The sequence below is a fragment of the Dehalobacter sp. MCB1 genome (assembly GCF_003590275.1).
Classification (GTDB): Bacteria; Bacillota; Desulfitobacteriia; order Desulfitobacteriales; family Syntrophobotulaceae; genus Dehalobacter.
The window spans coordinates 76,705-94,555 of the sequence record NZ_LXPC01000015.1 but is presented as its reverse complement, the minus strand read 5'-3'; the positions used below and the strand labels follow the sequence as shown (position 1 = coordinate 94,555).

23 protein-coding genes and 1 tRNA gene are annotated in these 17,851 nt (G+C 42.4%); 18 read left to right on the top strand and 6 right to left on the bottom strand.

Translation table 11 applies throughout. The features are described 5' to 3' along the window. The first annotated feature begins 32 nt into the window (after positions 1-32). Both plsY and A7K50_RS11835 read left to right on the top strand, forming a co-directional pair. Entirely contained in the window at positions 33-626 is a 594-nt protein-coding gene (gene plsY, locus A7K50_RS11840) for a glycerol-3-phosphate 1-O-acyltransferase PlsY (protein ID WP_020490977.1), read from the top strand. A gap of 5 nt (positions 627-631) precedes the next feature. After that, the gene (locus tag A7K50_RS11835) at positions 632-1,642 is read left to right on the top strand and encodes an NAD(P)H-dependent glycerol-3-phosphate dehydrogenase (protein WP_119776475.1); all 1,011 of its coding nucleotides are present in this window, start codon (positions 632-634) and stop codon (positions 1,640-1,642) included. A gap of 110 nt (positions 1,643-1,752) precedes the next feature. Here A7K50_RS11835 and A7K50_RS11830 read toward each other — a convergent pair whose 3' ends face one another. Further along, a complete protein-coding gene (locus A7K50_RS11830; RefSeq protein WP_026156174.1) occupies positions 1,753-1,932 on the bottom strand; it encodes a hypothetical protein in 180 nt (59 codons plus the stop codon). A gap of 252 nt (positions 1,933-2,184) precedes the next feature. Between A7K50_RS11830 and spoIVA the strand changes: the two genes are divergently transcribed. The 3 genes from spoIVA to A7K50_RS11815 all read left to right on the top strand — a co-directional run bounded on the left by spoIVA (position 2,185) and on the right by A7K50_RS11815 (position 4,908). Beyond that, positions 2,185-3,666 carry a stage IV sporulation protein A gene (spoIVA, locus tag A7K50_RS11825; RefSeq protein WP_020490974.1) on the top strand — a complete coding sequence of 494 codons (1,482 nt, stop codon included), beginning with the start codon at positions 2,185-2,187 and terminating at the stop codon, positions 3,664-3,666. A 240-nt stretch (positions 3,667-3,906) separates the two neighbouring features. Next, entirely contained in the window at positions 3,907-4,353 is a 447-nt protein-coding gene (locus A7K50_RS11820) for an ACT domain-containing protein (RefSeq protein WP_020490973.1), read from the top strand. A 108-nt stretch (positions 4,354-4,461) separates the two neighbouring features. Beyond that, complete coding sequence (locus A7K50_RS11815) at positions 4,462-4,908, top strand: hypothetical protein (protein ID WP_119776473.1); 447 nt, start codon at positions 4,462-4,464, stop codon at positions 4,906-4,908. Positions 4,909-5,048: 140 nt separating this feature from the next. Here A7K50_RS11815 and A7K50_RS11810 read toward each other — a convergent pair. Continuing rightward, positions 5,049-5,125, bottom strand: a tRNA-Pro gene (locus A7K50_RS11810). 133 nt (positions 5,126-5,258) lie between these two features. Here A7K50_RS11810 and A7K50_RS11805 point away from each other — a divergent pair. The 12 genes from A7K50_RS11805 to tatA all read left to right on the top strand — a co-directional run bounded on the left by A7K50_RS11805 (position 5,259) and on the right by tatA (position 15,144). Continuing rightward, complete coding sequence (locus tag A7K50_RS11805) at positions 5,259-5,438, top strand: hypothetical protein (protein WP_020490970.1); 180 nt, start codon at positions 5,259-5,261, stop codon at positions 5,436-5,438. Positions 5,439-5,591: 153 nt separating this feature from the next. Next, entirely contained in the window at positions 5,592-5,723 is a 132-nt protein-coding gene (locus A7K50_RS14505; protein ID WP_015043047.1) for a hypothetical protein, read from the top strand. Between the two features lie 137 nt (positions 5,724-5,860). Continuing rightward, entirely contained in the window at positions 5,861-6,211 is a 351-nt protein-coding gene (locus tag A7K50_RS11800) for a toprim domain-containing protein (protein WP_083916686.1), read from the top strand. A 305-nt stretch (positions 6,212-6,516) separates the two neighbouring features. Next, a complete protein-coding gene (locus tag A7K50_RS11795; protein ID WP_119776530.1) occupies positions 6,517-7,305 on the top strand; it encodes an electron transfer flavoprotein subunit beta/FixA family protein in 789 nt (262 codons plus the stop codon). Positions 7,306-7,320: 15 nt separating this feature from the next. After that, entirely contained in the window at positions 7,321-8,517 is a 1,197-nt protein-coding gene (locus tag A7K50_RS11790) for an electron transfer flavoprotein subunit alpha (RefSeq protein WP_119776472.1), read from the top strand. 82 nt (positions 8,518-8,599) lie between these two features. Continuing rightward, the gene (locus tag A7K50_RS11785) at positions 8,600-10,645 is read left to right on the top strand and encodes a (Fe-S)-binding protein (RefSeq protein WP_119776470.1); all 2,046 of its coding nucleotides are present in this window, start codon (positions 8,600-8,602) and stop codon (positions 10,643-10,645) included. A gap of 201 nt (positions 10,646-10,846) precedes the next feature. Next, complete coding sequence (locus A7K50_RS11780) at positions 10,847-11,605, top strand: polyprenyl synthetase family protein (protein ID WP_119776468.1); 759 nt, start codon at positions 10,847-10,849, stop codon at positions 11,603-11,605. A gap of 196 nt (positions 11,606-11,801) precedes the next feature. Further along, complete coding sequence (gene tatC, locus A7K50_RS11775; protein WP_119776467.1) at positions 11,802-12,587, top strand: twin-arginine translocase subunit TatC; 786 nt, start codon at positions 11,802-11,804, stop codon at positions 12,585-12,587. Continuing rightward, positions 12,584-12,907: a twin-arginine translocase TatA/TatE family subunit gene (locus A7K50_RS11770; protein ID WP_119776465.1), complete on the top strand. Its 324-nt coding sequence runs from the start codon at positions 12,584-12,586 to the stop codon at positions 12,905-12,907. The genes tatC and A7K50_RS11770 overlap by 4 nt, the downstream gene beginning before the upstream one ends. A gap of 3 nt (positions 12,908-12,910) precedes the next feature. Beyond that, positions 12,911-13,879 carry a polyprenyl synthetase family protein gene (locus A7K50_RS11765; protein ID WP_026156170.1) on the top strand — a complete coding sequence of 323 codons (969 nt, stop codon included), beginning with the start codon at positions 12,911-12,913 and terminating at the stop codon, positions 13,877-13,879. Between the two features lie 201 nt (positions 13,880-14,080). Next, on the top strand, positions 14,081-14,872 hold the full coding sequence (locus A7K50_RS11760) for a peptidase (protein WP_119776464.1): 792 nt from the start codon (positions 14,081-14,083) through the stop codon (positions 14,870-14,872). Positions 14,873-14,940: 68 nt separating this feature from the next. Further along, positions 14,941-15,144, top strand: a complete 204-nt coding sequence (gene tatA / locus A7K50_RS11755; RefSeq protein WP_020490959.1) for a twin-arginine translocase TatA/TatE family subunit — start codon at positions 14,941-14,943, stop codon at positions 15,142-15,144. Positions 15,145-15,245: 101 nt separating this feature from the next. Here the strand turns inward: tatA and A7K50_RS11750 are convergent, their stop codons facing one another. The 4 genes from A7K50_RS11750 to A7K50_RS11745 form a co-directional block, all read right to left on the bottom strand. Beyond that, positions 15,246-15,677: a CBS domain-containing protein gene (locus A7K50_RS11750; protein WP_020490958.1), complete on the bottom strand. Its 432-nt coding sequence runs from the start codon at positions 15,675-15,677 to the stop codon at positions 15,246-15,248. A gap of 203 nt (positions 15,678-15,880) precedes the next feature. After that, positions 15,881-16,018, bottom strand: a complete 138-nt coding sequence (locus tag A7K50_RS14225; protein WP_165904923.1) for a hypothetical protein — start codon at positions 16,016-16,018, stop codon at positions 15,881-15,883. A 50-nt stretch (positions 16,019-16,068) separates the two neighbouring features. Continuing rightward, on the bottom strand, positions 16,069-16,209 hold the full coding sequence (locus A7K50_RS14220; RefSeq protein ID WP_165904922.1) for a hypothetical protein: 141 nt from the start codon (positions 16,207-16,209) through the stop codon (positions 16,069-16,071). 288 nt (positions 16,210-16,497) lie between these two features. Beyond that, on the bottom strand, positions 16,498-17,034 hold the full coding sequence (locus A7K50_RS11745) for an epoxyqueuosine reductase QueH (RefSeq protein WP_119776462.1): 537 nt from the start codon (positions 17,032-17,034) through the stop codon (positions 16,498-16,500). Positions 17,035-17,172: 138 nt separating this feature from the next. Here A7K50_RS11745 and safA point away from each other — a divergent pair, with 138 nt between their 5' ends. Continuing rightward, complete coding sequence (gene safA, locus A7K50_RS11740) at positions 17,173-17,808, top strand: SafA/ExsA family spore coat assembly protein (protein ID WP_119776460.1); 636 nt, start codon at positions 17,173-17,175, stop codon at positions 17,806-17,808. The last annotated feature ends 43 nt before the right edge of the window (positions 17,809-17,851 follow it).

Here is a 17,851-nt window from a genome sequence, read left to right as displayed (position 1 = left end):
GACAGTAAGAGAAAAGAGGAGAAAGTGTTATTATGTTTGCGTATCTGATTTTTTTGCTTGCTTATCTTCTGGGCGCCTTACCATCCGCTTTTCTGGCAGGCAAGATCAAAAATATAGATGTCCGGAAGCATGGAAGCGGCAATATGGGAGCCACAAACACCTTCCGCGTTCTGGGCCCATTGTGGGGAATTGGCGTACTGGCTGCGGATGCGCTTAAAGGAGGCCTTGCAGCTTACCTTTGCTGGCTAGTCTTTGGCCCCTGGGGCGGCATTGCCGGTGGTCTGCTTGCGATGCTCGGACATAGCTTCAATCCGTATTTTGGCTTTCAGCGAACCGGTAAAGGCGCTGCCTGCGGGTTGGGCGTCATTGTTGTTCTGATTCCGGAGGTAACGATTGTTGCCCTGATGGTTTTTATTCTAGTTGTGTTCGTAAGCAGGTACGTTTCGTTGGGATCAATTCTAGCTGCAGTTACTGTGATTATCATGGCTTTTGTTTTTCAGGAGCCGCTTGCTTATAAAGTACTAGCCTTGCTAGGCGCCTCAACAGTGATTTTCCTGCATCAGTCCAATATCAAAAGGATCCTTAACGGGACTGAAGCTAAGTTTGGTAAAAATAAAGGGGAGTGAAAAAAGTGAAAAAAATTGCAGTATTTGGTTCAGGAAGCTGGGGAACAGCAATTTCTCTTCTGCTAGTCAGGGCAGGGCATAAGGTTTCTCTTATCGGGATCTTTTCAGATGAAATTGAGTTGATGAAAAGAAAAAAAGAGAACACACAATATCTACCAGGGTGCTTTTTGCCGGACGAGATTACCCCTACAACGGACTTAAAAGAAATCGATGCGGAAGCCGTTTTCATCAGCGTACCTTCCCACGCGGTCAGAGAAAGTGCACGTCTGATCAAGCCATACTTAAGACCCGGCTGCATTATCATCAATACGGCCAAAGGACTCGAAGAAAATACGGGCTTAAGGCTTTCTCAGGTAATTGAGGAAGAACTGCCGGACCATCCGATCGCGGTATTATCTGGCCCGAGCCATGCTGAGGAAGTCGGCAGAGATGTTGTCACCGCCGTCGCCGTTGCCGCCAAGGATATCAAAGTGGCCGAAATCATTCAGGATCTGATCATGACTCCGAAATTCAGAGTGTACACAAATCTTGACATGATCGGTGTTGAGATGGGCGGATCGCTCAAAAATATTATTGCGCTCTGTACCGGTATCCTTGATGGGATGAACCCGAAAGACAATACCAAAGCAGCCTTAATGACCAGGGGTCTTGCTGAAATGACCCGGCTCGGGGTGGCCATGGGCGGTCAGACTGAAACTTTTTACGGTTTAGCCGGAATAGGGGATCTTATTGTGACCTGCACAAGCCTGCACAGTCGGAACCTGCGGGCAGGAAGGGCACTGGGTGCCGGCAAGCCGCTCGATGAAGTCCTGAGGGAAGTCGGCATGGTCGTGGAAGGCGTCCGCGCGACAAAAGTCGCTTTTGAGCTAAGCAAAAAGTACGGTATTTCGATGCCGATCACTGAACAGGCCTACAAAGTATTGTTTGAAGGGCTTAGTCCTAGCGAAGCACTTGAGAACCTCATGATGAGAGGCAAAAAACATGAAACAGAGGATATGGGGATATTAGGACGTTAAGTCTTGGGATTAGTCATGAGATACTTACATGCATTTTAGAGTGAGAAGGTATTAGGCTGCTGACAAATTTGTTGGCAGCTTTTTGCTTTACTTACTTCTTTTAGTTTAGTTTATTTTGCTTTGACGCGCCCTGAGATCTGATACGGTTCATCCTCCTGGCTGTTTTTCACAATATATATTTCTAATGCCTTGTGACAAAGAAATCCGAGTTTGATACATAATACCAGGACGAAGATCCCGAGCATAAGCATGATGATTGTTCCAATAATGATTAACAGCGACGAAATCATATTCAGCACACCTCCGTTTTGTTGTGAATACTGTGTTCTTGCCTATATGTATTGCAAATAGCGGAAGATATTCTTGAGTCCTCAGAAAAAATGGATAAATAATTTAGACATAATTTCATTATTTCTTCAATATAAATATAATGCTTGAGGTGCTAGTCCTGTTGTTAAGTGTGAGAAGACAAAACAAGCAAAAAAAGTAGATTTCAGGTCCTTGCTGGAAGGACAGCACACTAAAAGGGAGGGAAAAGATCTATGCAAAACTATGATATTTTCAGCGATATTGCTGAAAGGACAGGAGGGGATATTTATTTCGGTGTTGTCGGTCCCGTCAGGACTGGAAAATCTACATTTATTAAACGTTTCATGGAACTCCTGGTCTTGCCGAACATAGTCAATGTATTTGAGCGGGAAAGAGCACGGGATGAGCTTCCACAAAGCGGTGCGGGCCGCCGGATCACAACGACGGAACCCAAGTTTATTCCTTCTGAGGCGGTTGAAGTTATTTTGAAGGATACGATTCACATGAATGTCAGAATGGTAGATTGTGTTGGATACGCTGTGAATGGTGCACTTGGTTATGAGGGGGAAGAAGATGAGCCGCGAATGGTTCATACCCCCTGGAATGACGAACCCATTCCTTTTGAGGAAGCGGCTGAAATCGGTACCCGCAAAGTGATTACTGATCATTCTACCCTAGGCATCGCTATCACGACAGACGGATCGATATCTGAAATCTCGAGAGAAAATTATCTTGAGGCAGAACAGCGGGTCGTTTCTGAATTGAAGGAAATAGGCAAACCATTTATTCTGCTGCTGAATACCACTAAACCCTACGCAGAAAGCACCATGGAGCTGTGCCGCGGTTTGGAACAGGCATACCAGGTACCAGTCATTCCAGTAGACTGCATGGAAATGAACTTAAATGACATTTCTCAGATACTTGAGGAAATTCTGTATGAGTTCCCGGTTGCGGAAGTCAATATTGAACTTCCCAAATGGGTTGAAGAACTGGATCTTTCCCATCCAATTCGGGCCGAATTTGAGGAAGTTATTCAAAAATCGGTCGGGGACATCAAGCGGATCAGGGATATTGATCATGCCTTGGAGATATTGTCTGAATGTCCGCATTCCAAAGATATTATTCTGAAAGAGACTGATCTCGGAACAGGCCATGCCGAAATCGAGATCACCACCGAAAAAGATCTATTTAAACAAGTCTTGGAACAGCTGACAGGAATTAATATTGAAGGGGATCATACCCTTTTAAGAATGATTTTGGATTACAGCAAAGCCAAGAAAGAATGGGATAAACTCTCGAAAGCTTTTGAAGAAGTCAGAACAAACGGTTATGGTGTCGTCACACCCCAACTGGACGAAATGTTCCTAGAAGAGCCTGAACTGATTAAATCGGGCGGCCATTATGGGATTAAGCTAAAAGCGAGTGCTCCATCCCTGCATATTCTGAGAGCAGATGTGACGACGGAGATTACACCGCTGATCGGTACCGAAAAGCAGGCGGAGGAACTTGTCAAGTATATGTTGGAAGATTTTGAGTCTGACCCGAAGAAGGTATGGGGATCCAATATTTTCGGAAAGTCCCTGCATGACTTGGTCAGGGAAGGAATTCAAAACAAGCTTTACAAAATGCCGGATAATGTCCAGATCAAACTACAGGATACACTTCAACGGATTGTGAACGAGGGGCATGGCGGTCTGATCTGCATCATCATTTAGGGGCGAATATAGATCTGATTTAAAGGAGAGATACGATTTAAAGGGATAAAGAGACCATTTTGCTGAAGGCCTTTCAAGGCCACTACAGGTGCATGGACAGATTTTTATATTCGTTTTTTGAAAGAAAGAGAAAGCCTACATTAGGCTTTCTCTTTCTTTGACTAATCTGGTTGTCAAAACCGTCAGAAAATGATTATAATAGATAAAACAGCATACTAATAAAGTTGGGAGCTGAATTGTGTGAGCAAACAGAAAAAAGATTTTCTGTTGGTAAGCAAGGAGATTCTTCCTGAGGCGATTACGAGAACAGCTCAGGCTAAAGAACTTTTGGCGAAATTTGATGTGCTGACCGTAAATGAAGCCTGTGAGAGGGTCGAAATCAGCCGGAGCGCATTTTATAAATATAAAGACGGAGTTTTTCCGTTTTATGAAGCAAGTAAAGAAAAGATGATTACGCTGTCCTTGCTGCTGATGGACAAAGCAGGGATTTTGTCGAATGTTTTAAACTATGTTGCCTCTGTCTCTGGAAATATCATTACCATCAATCAGGGAATCCCGCTGCAGGGGATTGCCAATGTCTCCATTTCGATTGAAACAGAAAAGATGGAAGAAACTGTGGAAAGCCTGGTGTCAAACCTCGGGGAACTTGAGGGAGTACGTAAAATTGAACTGATTGCAAAGAGCTGATCAAATTTTTCTGGAGTGTTGAGCTGTTTAACAATATATAAATAATTATTAACAACGTTTGTCCCAGTTGTTTTTTTTTGCATATTATGTAATGAAAGGAGGATGCAAATGGAAGCTTATATTAATGAAAGTTCTAAAAGAGATCAATCTTCTGTATCGAGTCAAAATATGGATCATCAACCTGTTGGTTGTCCATCAACTATTCATGAAACAGTATGTGTGCAAGCAGAAGTAACGGTTACACCAGATATAAAAGTTGGCGATATTAAAGTATTTTGTAAGGATGGCTCAATGACTAAGAAACGTCGTTGCAAACTCAAAAAAGCTTGTGTTTTTCTCGTTAATCAAAAGATTTGTGTTGAAATTCCTTTATCATTTGTTGCTACAGCCAAAGCTGAACCTAAAGGTATTATATGTGGAATACCCCAAAAAGGTAAATGTCCAGAAAAGCATGATTGTAAACAAAAAGTTAAATTTCTTAAATCCTTATTTAAATCAAATCTTTTTAAAGCATTGAGCGTGTTTAAACAACCCAGTTTATTTATTAAGAAATAGCATCACGTGGATTGTCGTTTACAATAGGTAGATTCTAAATAATAACGGCAATCCACAAAAAATAGTTTCTAGATCGCATTATAAATTAATTCCTAGCCATTTTCTCTAATAAAAAAAGCCCCTAAAGGCTTAGAATTATCTGGTCGGAGCGACACGATTTGAACGTGCGGCCTCTACCACCCCAAGGTAGCGCTCTACCAAACTGAGCTACGCCCCGACAAAAAGCATGCTTCCGTGAAGCACTTATACAATTTATCATACCTGTTTTAAAAAATCAAGCATCGAAGATGTAAAATACCTTTAGTTTTACACAGTTATGTGATACGCTATGACAAAGGAGTTGTAACCAAATGGATAAACTTGACTTGATTCTTCTAGAATTAAAAGAAATCAAAGACAACCAAGAAAAAATGCAATCCGATATGACAGCTTTACGGACTGATAACAGGGGAGTACATAGAAAACTTGATATGCTAATGCAAACCACGGCAATAAATATTGAAGACATTACGATGTTAAAGGCTAAATAAATATTAAAGTAATCAAGAAAACCTCAAAAATTATCCGGGGTTTTCTCTTATTCAGAAATGATTTACAGTGAGAAACCAAGCATAGACTCGAATCAGGAAGGATATACTCTGGATATGGGCCACTAAAGAAAAGACAACGAAAGGACAGCCGGCATGGGAAAACATAAAAAAAATGCAAGAGCCAAATCGTCTCTGACGGTAAGTGATCCACATTTTACAGACTATGATGTTCAAAAGGAACGTAATATCCAACAGACGCAAGCCGACAAACCCAGCCATTCCTGAACTGAAGATCTTGATCATAATCCGGGGAAACCCGGATTATTTATAATGATATTTAATAAATGATTTATAATAAGAGAAACATATAATGCAGGTCAAGAATGCCGGATACGGGATAAAGGACATTAGCCGAACAAATCTTGGACAGAAGAAGTGATGATATGAATAAAGCTATTATCGTTGAAGGGAAGACAGACCGGGAGCAGCTGCTGAAGGTACTGAGTGAACCTGTCGAAATCATTTGTACATACGGTACCATTAATCAAACGAACCTTGAAAGGCTCATTGACGAAGAAAAATACGATGAAATTTATGTGCTGGTCGATGCAGATGAGCCGGGAAATAAGCTGAGGCGGAGCATCAAAAATATTTTTCCGAATGCCCGGCATCTGTATACCAGAAGAATGTACCGGGAGGTAGCATCGACCCCACTTGAGGAAATTTATGATATCTTAAAAAATGCTCACTTCGATGTGAAGGAAATACTATAACAAGAAGAATTCCAGCCTTGTAACAAAAAGTTTCAATAATCCCCAAAAAACATCAAAATTCGCTTGTGTTATTCTTCACTTTCTGATATCATTTTGACAAGTAATATATAACGGTATATACAAATAAAATAAATACTGAAATAAGGCTTAAACTCTAAAAATAAATTTGTGAAAATATTCACTATTTTAAAACTATGAGGTAAAACTGACAATATTTGCTTAGAAGGGGGACTTAAGTACTCTTTATACAATAATTACAGTTTTTTGTATTAAGGTAAAAAGCCATGCAAGGAAAGGATAAGAAAGTGGAAATTGTTGTTTGTATTAAACAAGTGCCTGATACTACCGAAGTAAAGATTGATCCGGTTAAAAACACGTTAATCCGTGACGGTGTTCCGAGTATCGTGAATCCGTTTGACGAATATGCTACTGAAGCTGCTATCAAAATCAAAGAACAATACGGCGGTAAAGTGACCGTCCTAACCATGGGACCGCCGCAGGCTGTATCTGCGCTGCGCAAATGTCTAGCGATGGGAGCGGATGAAGCAATACTGATCAGTGACCGGGCGTTTGCAGGTGCCGATACTTGGGCTACTTCCTATTCGCTGGCCAAAGCCATTGAAAAAATTGGTAAACCGGATATCATTTTTTGCGGGAAAATGGCCATTGACGGAGATACCGCCCAGGTAGGGCCTGGTATTGCCGAGCATTTACATCTTCCCCAAACGACCTATGTCCAAAAAATCAGAGAAGTCCATGAAGATCATCTCGTCGTTGAACGTGCCTTTGAAGGCGGATTTGAAGTGATCAAAGTTCAATTGCCTGCCGTCATCGCAGTTGATAAAGCAATCGGAGAACCAAGGTATCCGAGCGTTAAAGGTTCGATCAAAGCCTCAAGAATGCCGGTATCAACCTGGTCTGCTGCGGATATTGAAGCTCCTGCCGAAAAGACCGGACTGAACGGCTCCTGCACCCAGGTAATGCAGATTTTTACGCCTGAAGTGAAAATTCAGAGTGAACTGCTTAAAGGTGAAACAGACGAACAACTATGTAATTTGCTGATTAAGAAGCTGCAGGCCGCTGAAATCGTATAAGGGAGGAGCAGAAAAATGAGTGTAAAGATTCAAGAAAATCAATGTAATGGCTGCGGCGCTTGTGTTGATAGATGTCCTTTTGGCGCTATAGAGATTGTTGCTGGTATTGCGAAATTAAAGGATAATTGTACTGGCTGCGGAGCCTGTAGCAAAGCTTGTCCGAACAGTGCGATAGAAGTCACCAAAAAAGCTAAAAAAGCTCCTAAAAACAACGACGTCTACAAGGGTGTTTGGGTCTTTATCGAACAGCGCAACGGAAAGATTGACACCGTAGCGCTTGAGCTGCTAAGTGAAGGCCGCAAGCTGGCTAATGAACTGAAGGTGGAATTAGCGGGCGTGCTTCTTGGCGAAAATGTCGGCGAACTTGCTAAAGAGTGTTTTGCTTACGGAGCCGAAAAGGTCTATCTGGTAGACGGCCCTGTGTTTAAGGATTATCGTACCGATTCCTACACGGATGCGATTGTTGAAATCATCAATAAATATAAACCGGAAATTCTATTGTTTGGCGCGACCAATAATGGACGTGACTTTGCAGCACGCATTGCTGTCAGAATTACCACCGGTCTTACGGCGGACTGCACCGCTCTTTCCATTGATCCGGAAACACGTCTGTTAAGACAGACCCGGCCTGCGTTTGGCGGTAATGTGATGGCGACCATTCTATGCCCAAATCACCGCCCGCAGATGGCCACAGTCCGTCCAAAAGTCATGAAGATGGATGATCCCGATTATAACCGGACAGGTGAAGTTATTCGCTGTGAAAGCTCTGTTAAAGAAGCGGATATGACCACCAAGATTTTAGATATTGTTCAAAGCATATCTCATACCGTCAATCTACAGGATGCTGAGATCATCGTCTCCGGCGGCAGAGGCATCGGCGGTCCGGAAAATTACCGTTTGATTGAAGAACTGGCTGAAGCCCTTGGTGGTGTAGCCGGTGCATCACGCGCAGCAGTTGATGCAGGATGGGTTCCGCATTATCGTCAGGTAGGGCAGACCGGAAAAACGGTTGCCCCGAAGCTTTATATTGCCTGTGGTATTTCAGGCGCTATTCAGCATCTTGCCGGAATGAATACCTCTGAAATCATTGTCGCAATTAACAATGATCCCGAAGCGCCAATTTTCAACATCGCGACTTATGGCCTTGTTGGGGATCTTCACCAAATTGTGCCGATGCTGACCCAAAAGATCAAAGCGTTAAAAAGGGCGTAAAAAACGGTCTCTAATGATAAGAAGATACGGCTGACGGATAAAAGGATAAAAGAGGAAGATTAAGAAAAGGAAGGTGTTAGAATTGCTTTCTTTAAAGCTGATTATATTTTTAGTGCTGACAGGACTTGCAGTTTATGCGTTTGTTCACGCCTTAAGTAAAAAAATTCGTATTTTGACTTTAGGCGCGAAAGAAAACAGGTTTGACAACCCGGGCAAACGTTTAAAGAATTTTATTGTGACCGTTTTATTGCAGGGCAAAATGCTCAGGGAATTTTACGGCTATATTCACTTGTTTATCTTCTGGGGATTCATATTCATTGCCTTAGGAGAAATCCCGTTTATGATCGAAGGACTGTTCCCATCTGTCCATGTTCCATTGCTCGGAACAAATCCCTACTTCTATCTAATTAAAGACATTCTGTCGACACTCGTATTTGTTGGTTTAATCATTGGTGTGATCAGAAGATGGATCGTCAAGCCCAAACGTCTCTACCGAACACCGGAAGCCGCGATCATCGTGATTCTGATCTTCCTGGTTATTATCACCGAATGGCTGACCAGTGGAGCCAAAATTGTCTTAGAGGCAAACTCTGCTTATAACCTGGCCTTCATCTATCATCTGTTTGCCGGACTGTACCAGGGCTACAACGCTGAAACGCTCCGTGTCATCATTGAAATTTGCTGGTGGACCCATGTGCTGATCATTCTCGGGTTCCTGGTCTATATCCCGAACTCCAAGCACATGCATTTGCTGGCCTCGCCGTTCAATGGCTATTTTGCTACATTGAAACCTGCCGGCGCTCAGATTCCGGCAATGGATCTGCTGGACGAAAAGGTTACGGAGTACGGTGTAGGCAGAATTGAAAACTTTACCTGGAAGCAACTGCTGGACAGCTTCGCGTGCGGAGAATGCGGCCGTTGTATGGATAACTGTCCGGCCAATATCTCCGGTAAACCGTTGAATCCGAAAAAACTCTTAAGCAGAGAGCTGAAAGATCATCTTCTGGAAAAAGGCGCTGAGATGACCAAGCTTGGCCTTGAATCCACAGCTGATTTAACAGCTGAAGATTTCAGGAAGATTGCCAAGGAGGACCGCGAGTGTGCGGAAATACTTCAAAAGCACTTAATCGGCGATGTCTTTACACGTGATGAACTCTGGTCCTGTACGACCTGTTCAGCCTGTCAGACTTTATGCCCGGTATCGAACGAACATGTCAACAAGATCATTGATATGCGTCGGTATGAGGTGATGAATGAAAACAACTATGCACCTGAGCTGCAGCTCGCTTTCCGTAATGTGGAGAGCAAATACAATCCATGGGGCGTCAGCTGGAGCGAGCGTGCCGGCTGGGCCAAAGATCTTGATATCCCGGTCATGAAAACAGCAGAGAATCCGGAGTATCTATTCTGGGTAGGCTGTGCCGGTTCTTTCGACAACCGTGCGAAGAAGGTTTCTGTAGCTACTGCCAAAATCCTTAAGGCTGCCGGCGTCAACTTTGCGATCCTTGGCAGAGAAGAGAAATGCTGCGGTGATTTTGCCCGCCGTGCCGGCAACGAATATCTCTTCCAGTTCATGGCCAAAGAAAATATAGGCATCCTGAATAACTATGGCGTGAAAAAGATTATCACTACCTGTCCGCACTGCTTCAATACCCTGAAAAATGAGTATCCGGAACTTGGCGGTAATTATGAAGTGATTCATCATACCCAGTTCATTAACCAGCTTATCGAAGAAGGCAAGCTGAAACTGAATAAAGACGTTCGGCTGCCGGAACAAAGAATTGTGTATCATGACTCCTGTTATCTCGGGCGCTACCAGCAGGAATATGATGCACCAAGAGCACTCTTCAATAGGATTCCGGGGGTTCAGCTCGTCGAGATGGACCGCAACCATGACAAGAGCTTTTGTTGCGGTGCAGGTGGAGCCAGAATGTGGATGGAGGAAAATCTGGGTGACCGTATCAATAACCTAAGAGTAGAACAAGCACTTTCCAAAGATCCTCAAGCCATTGGCGCCAACTGCCCATACTGCATTACGATGCTGGAAGACGGCGTCAAAGATAAGGCTAAGCCTGATCGAAATGTTCACGTTGTCGATCCGGCCGAACTCATTGCAAAAATGATCTAACAAAAAAGATAGACCTTTGGCAGACTCGGGATTGCTAAAGGTCTATTTACTTGATACAATACATACATTATGTATAGAATTATGTCGTTTCTTGAATAATAGACAGAAACGACAGGGCAGGATTTTTATTTTTAATCACGAATAATGTAAAATAACACAGAACTATGTGGAAAACTTAGGATTTCTGGAGGGGAATCAAAGGTGATCGAAGTTTATAGCGTTGAATCGGAACTAAAAACAGTTGAAACGGAAATGAATAAAGAAATGCAGTTTAATTCATCAACGCTTGATGATCTGTTGAAGCTGCCGATGAATAATCTGGATAGGTATATGAGTCCGGCATTGGTTTTGTCTGTAAGCTTCATGACCGGAAAAATCAACAAAACTATTCTTTCCCTCGCAACCGTTTTTCAATATGTTTTTTTGGCGCATCATATTCATAAACTGATTACTGATGAGGATATGTCCGAACATGCCAGGCAGTTTCCTGTACTGACAGGGGATTTTATGTTTGGACAAACTCTGAAGAAGGTATGTCAGGAAGATATATTTCCATATGCCAGCCAGTTTGTCAAACTGATCAAGACGATCAATGAAGGCATTCTGATACGCTGGCGGTATAAAAATAAGTGTATCCCTTTCCAGGGATATAACATGATCTTAGGGAAAGAAAGAGCTTCTCTGACAGCGCTGGCTGTGAAACTCAGTGCTAAACTTTCTGGGATTCCCCAAACGCATATAGATAAACTGGAGAACTTTGGGTACTGTATAGGGATGGCCTGGGCAGCTTCGGAAGAGCCGGACTGTGCTTCAATATTACAGGAAAATCTCAGTAAAGCAGAAGAGAACCTGGCTCAAATCCGCGATTATCTACCGATCAAACCTTTACAGGAATTAATGGAATTTCTATCAGCGGAAATCGAGCGAAATAAACGTGCCGGTACAGGAGTCTTACAATAATAAATATCCTTCGTGAAGATCTTGGAGCTCTCAAGCCACTGAGAAACATTGCTAAATATCAATCTCAGACCTGAGGTTTTTTTTGTCTGACGCGAATCAGAAACTTTTCTAGAACATGGAAAGTATATTTGGTATTCTTGAAATATCATGATAGAATAATTAATGGCTTATATTTAGCTGATGGAGGAGCGAAATAGTGCAACGGAGAAAACAAAGAAACGTAGAAATGACGCTTCTGGGACATGTTAAAGAATTAAGAAAAGTATTTCTTATTTCTTTGTATGCGATTGCTATCGGAACGGTTATCGGGTATATTTTCAGCGACTATGTATACGGTTTTTTGGCAGACCCTGTCACGGAAATGGCCGGAGTAAGCTTTATTACCACAACTCCAATGGAGCCGATTATGGTAAAGCTGCAAATATCGGTAGTAACCGGTATTATGATTGCCCTTCCCGTTGTATTGTGGCAGATCTGGAGCTTTATACTTCCGGGTCTCAAAAAAAACGAACGTAAATATCTTTACTACATCGTTGCGTCATCATTTATTCTTTTTATTGCCGGTGCCGCTTTTGCCTACTATCTTGTTTTGCCGGTCTGTTTGAAGTTCCTGTTGCTTGCAGGAGGAGGAGCCGTAGATTCTACGCCTTTTGTGACCAAATCCTCTTATCTGAAATTTATCTTAACGTTTATGGGGACTTTCGGAGCAGTATTTCAGCTACCGGTTGTATTGCTTTTCCTGATGAGAACCGGGCATTTGTCTCCAAAAACGCTTGCCAAATTTCGCAAATGGGCTTTTTTTGCCATTGTTATACTTACCGTAGTCGTATCCCCGACACCGGATCTTCTAACCCAGCTACTGATGGCAGGCCCAATATACATGCTTTATGAACTAAGTATATGGCTGGGCTATCTTATTACGAGAAAGAAAAAAGAACTTCAGCCTTCCGAAAACGAAGAGGGAGGGGGACAGAACCAATGAGTATGACTGAAATTGCGCTAATATTGGTCATCGCTGTCGTTCTATTTGGGCCGGAGGATTTGCCCGTTGTGGCGAGGACTTTGGGCAAAATAATATTTCAGGTACGAAAATTTACCAATGAAGTCACCAGAGAATTTAGGGGTGCGCTTAGTGCTCCCAACGGTCTAATTCAAAATGCTTTGAAAGAAGATCCTCCTAAGGATAAACCGGCTCAGTCTAAAAAAATAGCGGAAGATGAAGAGCTTCTTTCCTATCAGGAAATTGAAGAACCGTCTCCCGATAAACAAGAGAATCAGAAAGACATGCAAGCGGGTGAATAATAGTTGAAACGTCAGAAATTTTTTAGAGAAATCAATGCAGATCTGAAAAAAGTCGAAAAGGAACTTGATAAATTTCTTAATGTCGATGATCCTATGTTTTCGCAAACTTGTCTTTATCTTCTGCAAGCTGGCGGAAAGAGGTTGCGTCCGAGTTTTACGCTTCTTGCCGGGAAATTTTTTGACTACCGGTTTGAGAAGCTTCTTCCTGTTGCAATGGCCCTGGAACTTATACATATGGCAACATTGATTCACGATGATGTTGTCGATGCGTCCCTTACACGCAGAGGACGTCCAACCCTAACCGCAGGCTGGGGAAATACCGTATCGATGGCGACAGGGGACTACCTGTTTGCTAAGGCCCTAGAACTGATTGTGAAGATTGATAATTCTGCGGTATCCAGCATTTTAGCTGATGTCTGTATTGAAATGTGTCAGGGTGAAATTCAGCAAATCAAGTCCTCATACGATACAACACAAACCTTGAAGCAGTACCTTTATCGCATTCAGCGGAAAACAGCGCTGCTGATCGGCTTATGCTGCAAATTAGGTGCCAAAGTATCGAATGCCAGTCCGAGACAGATATGGCTGATGAGCAAGTACGGTAATTACCTCGGTCTCGCGTTTCAAATTGTCGATGATATCCTTGATATAACTGCAAATCCCAAAGAACTGGGAAAACCGGTCGGAGGAGATATCCGCCAGGGGATCATTACCCTGCCGATGATCTTTGCATTAAAGGATTCTCTGCAGAAAGAAAGATTAAAGGAGCTTTTGGGGCAGAAAACGAAAACGGATGCCGAAGTAGCCGAGGCAATCCAGCTGATAATCCAGGCAGGCGGAATCGATAAATCCAGCAAAGTGGTTGAGCAGTATATTGTCAAAGCTAAAACAAACCTTCGAGAACTCCCCGATATCCCGGCCAAGGCTGCTTTAATTGAGCTGGCTGATTTCATCGGTGAGAGAAGCTACTAAGATACGAAGTTGCGAAAAATCTACTCACGTTATGATGGATAATTTAAGGTTGACGTGGTACTAGTACCACGTCAACCTTAAATTATCATTAAGAGCCGCCGCAGCGGCTTTTGCTATTTTTTCAAGAGATACAAACACCCATTGATATGGTAAAAAATAGTATATTATACATGAATTACTAAGTAAGGAGCTGTGTATTTTTTGAATGACCAGAGAAGGAAAGCATTATTGGAAGAAATAGAAAAAATACGGCATTCTAAAGTTATTGTCTATTTTTCTTATACACCTCTCGACGATGGAATTCTGGTTCCGCTGTATCAGGAATTGAATAAGATTGGAAGAACCCCAAAAATTGACCTTTTCCTGCACAGCTATGGAGGTGCGGTTGACACACCCTATAAGGTTGTCATGCTAATCAGAGAATTTTGTGAAGAGTTTTCAGTCATTGTTCCTTTTTCAGCGAAATCAGCAGCTTCAATGATTGTTCTGGGAGCGGATGAAGTTGTGATGGGCCCAATATCCGAGCTGGGGCCGATAGACCCGTTAGTCAAGCATCCGTTGTATAAGGATTTCTGGATACCGGTCCAGGCCCTGCGCTGCTGCTTTGAATATATTGAAGAACTCATAGAAAACAACTCGAATACGGAGGTCTCTGAAATCATCGTCAATTCGGTTTTGAATAAACTTGATCCGTGGCTGATTGGGGATTATGAGAAAGCCTTAAAGGCTTCCAGACAATATGCCGAATCTCTGCTTTCCAAATATATGCTGAAAAATAATAAAGAAAAGGTGAAAGTGGTCACGCAAAACCTCACAAACGGTTATTTTTCGCACGGTTATCCGATAGGCCGGGCTGAAGCTAAAGAGATGGGCATTTGCGTAACTGAGGCTTCAGGAGAATTATGGGGATTAATCTGGGAATTATATCTTGTTTATCAATCCATGTTTTCTGGCGAAAATACTTGTAATTTTTCTCTTTCTACGATAGGATGATGTAGGGTAAAGAAATTGGTTTTTTGTAGATTTCATGATATAGTAATATGAAAAGGAGGGTGACAGAAGTGCAACCTATTTTTGGAATGATTGCTCCCATGACATTAGTCATTATCTTAGTCGTTGTGTTGATTATTTTTGGCCCAGGGAAACTTCCTGAATTGGGCAAAGCTATGGGCAAAGGTATTAAAGAATTTAAGTCCGCGACCGATGATCTGGAAGACAGCGTCAAGGGAACCAAGGATTCGACTGAAGAGAAAAAAGAAGGATAAGCTTCTATCAGCAATCACATGATCCATATAGAAATGTTTAGGACGTTACCGTGTTGCCATAGCTGGCAAGGAGTGGTAGCGTCCTTAAATTATTTCCCTTTTTATATGATTCTAAGATTATCTGCATTTACATTTAGTAGTTTCGCACAATATTCGATAATTTCGCGGCGTCGAACGATCCCGATAAAAATTCCCTGATCGTCAATCACGGGAACAAAATTCTGCTGGATCGCCCTAGAAATAAGATCATTGATCTGTGCATTGATCGAAACGGGTGCATTCTGGGTACGTTGTTCAATCTCATCCAGATGTATTTTTTCCGTGTTGCCGAACGTGAGATCAGGGGTATTCTTCAGCTTCCAAAGGAGGTCGCCCTCTGTTACAGTTCCCGCGTAATGCCCCTTGGAATCCACCAGAGGGATCGCGGCATATCCATGGTACTCCATACGTTCAAGCGCCTGACGCATCGTAGCATTTTTTTTAAGAAAGATGACATCTTTTTTCGGAATAAGAAAAAATGCAACATTCTTCATAGTAAAACCTCTGATACTTTATTATGCTGACTGTATATTTAAATTATTCCATAGAAACTATGGAATTCCTTCCCGGTTCTAAAGCTTTTTGACAGTAAATAAAGTATCGTGGTCTCGAGGGACAAAGTGACGTATTTGTCCCCAATTAAGAGGAGGACAAAAGATACGTACTTTTGTCCTCCTCTTATTCGTTTTACAATTTTTTAGAAGATTACACCCAGAGCAATAAGGATAAGAATCGCAATCGCGATAATACCTACACCTACACCGCCATATACCGGAGCCACTGGGGCAACCGGAGCCACCGGGGCAGTTCTGCAGCAGCATCCATAACCGTACATTTATTTTTCACCTCTCTTATAGTCAGATTAAATAATAAGATATTGGGTTCTTAGAATAAAATCCCCATCGCAATCAAGAGCAGAATAATCACTGTTACAATAGCAATTCCGCAAAAATTTGGCGTACAGCAACAACCACCAACTGCGCCTCCTGTTACAACATTACCGGCAACTGCACCTTCGTAAGCCATAATCGCAAGACCCCCCTTGTATAATTGGTATGAATTGGTATTTGATGCAATATATGTATAAGAATGTGCAATGGTGTATTTTCTACCGGTCAAAAATAATTGGATAAAATAACAGAAGCTCCCGCGTCCGGGAGCTTCTTGCGCAAAGTCCAAAGACAACTGCGGCTAGATTTTATACCTAGACATCAATTATCTAGAGACTCTTCAATAAAAAATTAACATGGAAAAGCCTTAAAGTCAACGATTATAAACAAAAATCTAGTAGTTAAGTTTTGGTTATTCTGTTATTCAACGAACGGAATAAACACAGCCGCAATATTTTTGAAGGTAGAAATTTTGGGACCGCGCGATCTCCATCGTCTTTTTATATCCATCCTGTTTTTTAAAATTTCTGGCCAAGAATTTGAGACAGTTCTCATCAGCAACCTTTTGACCTATCTCTAGAATGCGTTTGCTGCTTTTATGAGGGCTGATGGTCAGCGTGGTTGTAAAGATGCTGATATCGTTTTTCAAAGCATATGCGGCCGTTTTTTGAAGTCTCAGAGCAAAGCAGCGGTCACAGCGAAGTCCTTTCTCCGGTTCATTCTCCAAACCTTTCACTTGTGTCAACCACTGTCGGGGGACATAAGGATCCTCGATAAAAGATATGTTTTGGGCAGCGGCATATTTTTGCAGTTCACTGCTCCGGAGTAGGTATTCTTCCTTCGGATGAATGTTAGGATTGCAATAGTAGATGACCGGAGTAAAATCCCCAGAAAGCTGCTCCAGGACATAACCTGCACAGGTGGCGCAACAGGCATGAATCAAAATTTTTTCTTTGACCATCGTTTCAACCTCCTAATGGTGACGCTACAACATATCCCTAAGGGAATAAGTCTTGCTGGCAAAATTATAGGCCTGATGCAGCTTGAATGCAAGATGGGAAAGTTGTTCAAAATAACTAAAGGATAGGAGGTGAATTTGATGAACAAAAATGCAATGGATCGGAATGTAATCATTCCTGTTTTAGGATTATTGTTTTTGTTGTGCGGCACTGGACAAGTTTTTGCCCAATCGACCCAGTATACCGTTCAGGCTGGAGACAGTATGTGGAAAATTGCAGTAAGGTATGAGATTGGATTAAGTGAATTGGCCCAGGCTAATCCGCAAATCCAAAATCTTAGACTGATTTACCCCGGGCAGAAGATATTGATCCCGAACATCGACAGCGTTAAAGCCCTAGAAACGGAAGTAATTCGCCTGGTGAATGTTGAACGGTCAAAAAAGAGTTTGCAACTGCTGAAACAAAACTGGGAAGTATGCAGGGTCGCAAGATACAAGTCGCAGGATATGATCAATAAAGGGTACTTTGCTCATGAGTCGCCGACTTATGGATCTCCTTTCAAAATGATGGAGTCCTTTGGCATCCGGTTTTCAGCCGCGGCTGAGAACATTGCCTATGGCCAGCAAACACCGCAGGAAGTAATGAACAGCTGGATGAATTCTGCGGGACACCGCAGCAATATCCTAAGTCCATCTTATCTAGAAATAGGTGTAGGAGCGGCCAAAGACAGTGAAGGCAATATCTACTGGACACAAATGTTCATTAAGCCGCTATAACCTTTATAACTTTTGAAGACAACTTTTGAAGAAATGCTGCAAG

Coding starts and splice junctions, on each gene's coding strand:
- safA (WP_119776460.1), top strand. CDS start 17,173: ATGAACAAAAATGCAATGGATCGGAATGTAATCATTCCTGTTTTAGGA.
- A7K50_RS14220 (WP_165904922.1), bottom strand. CDS start 16,209: ATGGCTTACGAAGGTGCAGTTGCCGGTAATGTTGTAACAGGAGGCGCA.
- A7K50_RS11790 (WP_119776472.1), top strand. CDS start 7,321: ATGAGTGTAAAGATTCAAGAAAATCAATGTAATGGCTGCGGCGCTTGT.
- A7K50_RS11745 (WP_119776462.1), bottom strand. CDS start 17,034: ATGGTCAAAGAAAAAATTTTGATTCATGCCTGTTGCGCCACCTGTGCA.
- spoIVA (WP_020490974.1), top strand. CDS start 2,185: ATGCAAAACTATGATATTTTCAGCGATATTGCTGAAAGGACAGGAGGG.
- A7K50_RS14225 (WP_165904923.1), bottom strand. CDS start 16,018: ATGTACGGTTATGGATGCTGCTGCAGAACTGCCCCGGTGGCTCCGGTT.
- A7K50_RS14505 (WP_015043047.1), top strand. CDS start 5,592: ATGGGAAAACATAAAAAAAATGCAAGAGCCAAATCGTCTCTGACGGTA.
- A7K50_RS11750 (WP_020490958.1), bottom strand. CDS start 15,677: ATGAAGAATGTTGCATTTTTTCTTATTCCGAAAAAAGATGTCATCTTT.
- A7K50_RS11805 (WP_020490970.1), top strand. CDS start 5,259: ATGGATAAACTTGACTTGATTCTTCTAGAATTAAAAGAAATCAAAGAC.
- A7K50_RS11770 (WP_119776465.1), top strand. CDS start 12,584: ATGAGTATGACTGAAATTGCGCTAATATTGGTCATCGCTGTCGTTCTA.
- A7K50_RS11830 (WP_026156174.1), bottom strand. CDS start 1,932: ATGATTTCGTCGCTGTTAATCATTATTGGAACAATCATCATGCTTATG.
- A7K50_RS11815 (WP_119776473.1), top strand. CDS start 4,462: ATGGAAGCTTATATTAATGAAAGTTCTAAAAGAGATCAATCTTCTGTA.
- plsY (WP_020490977.1), top strand. CDS start 33: ATGTTTGCGTATCTGATTTTTTTGCTTGCTTATCTTCTGGGCGCCTTA.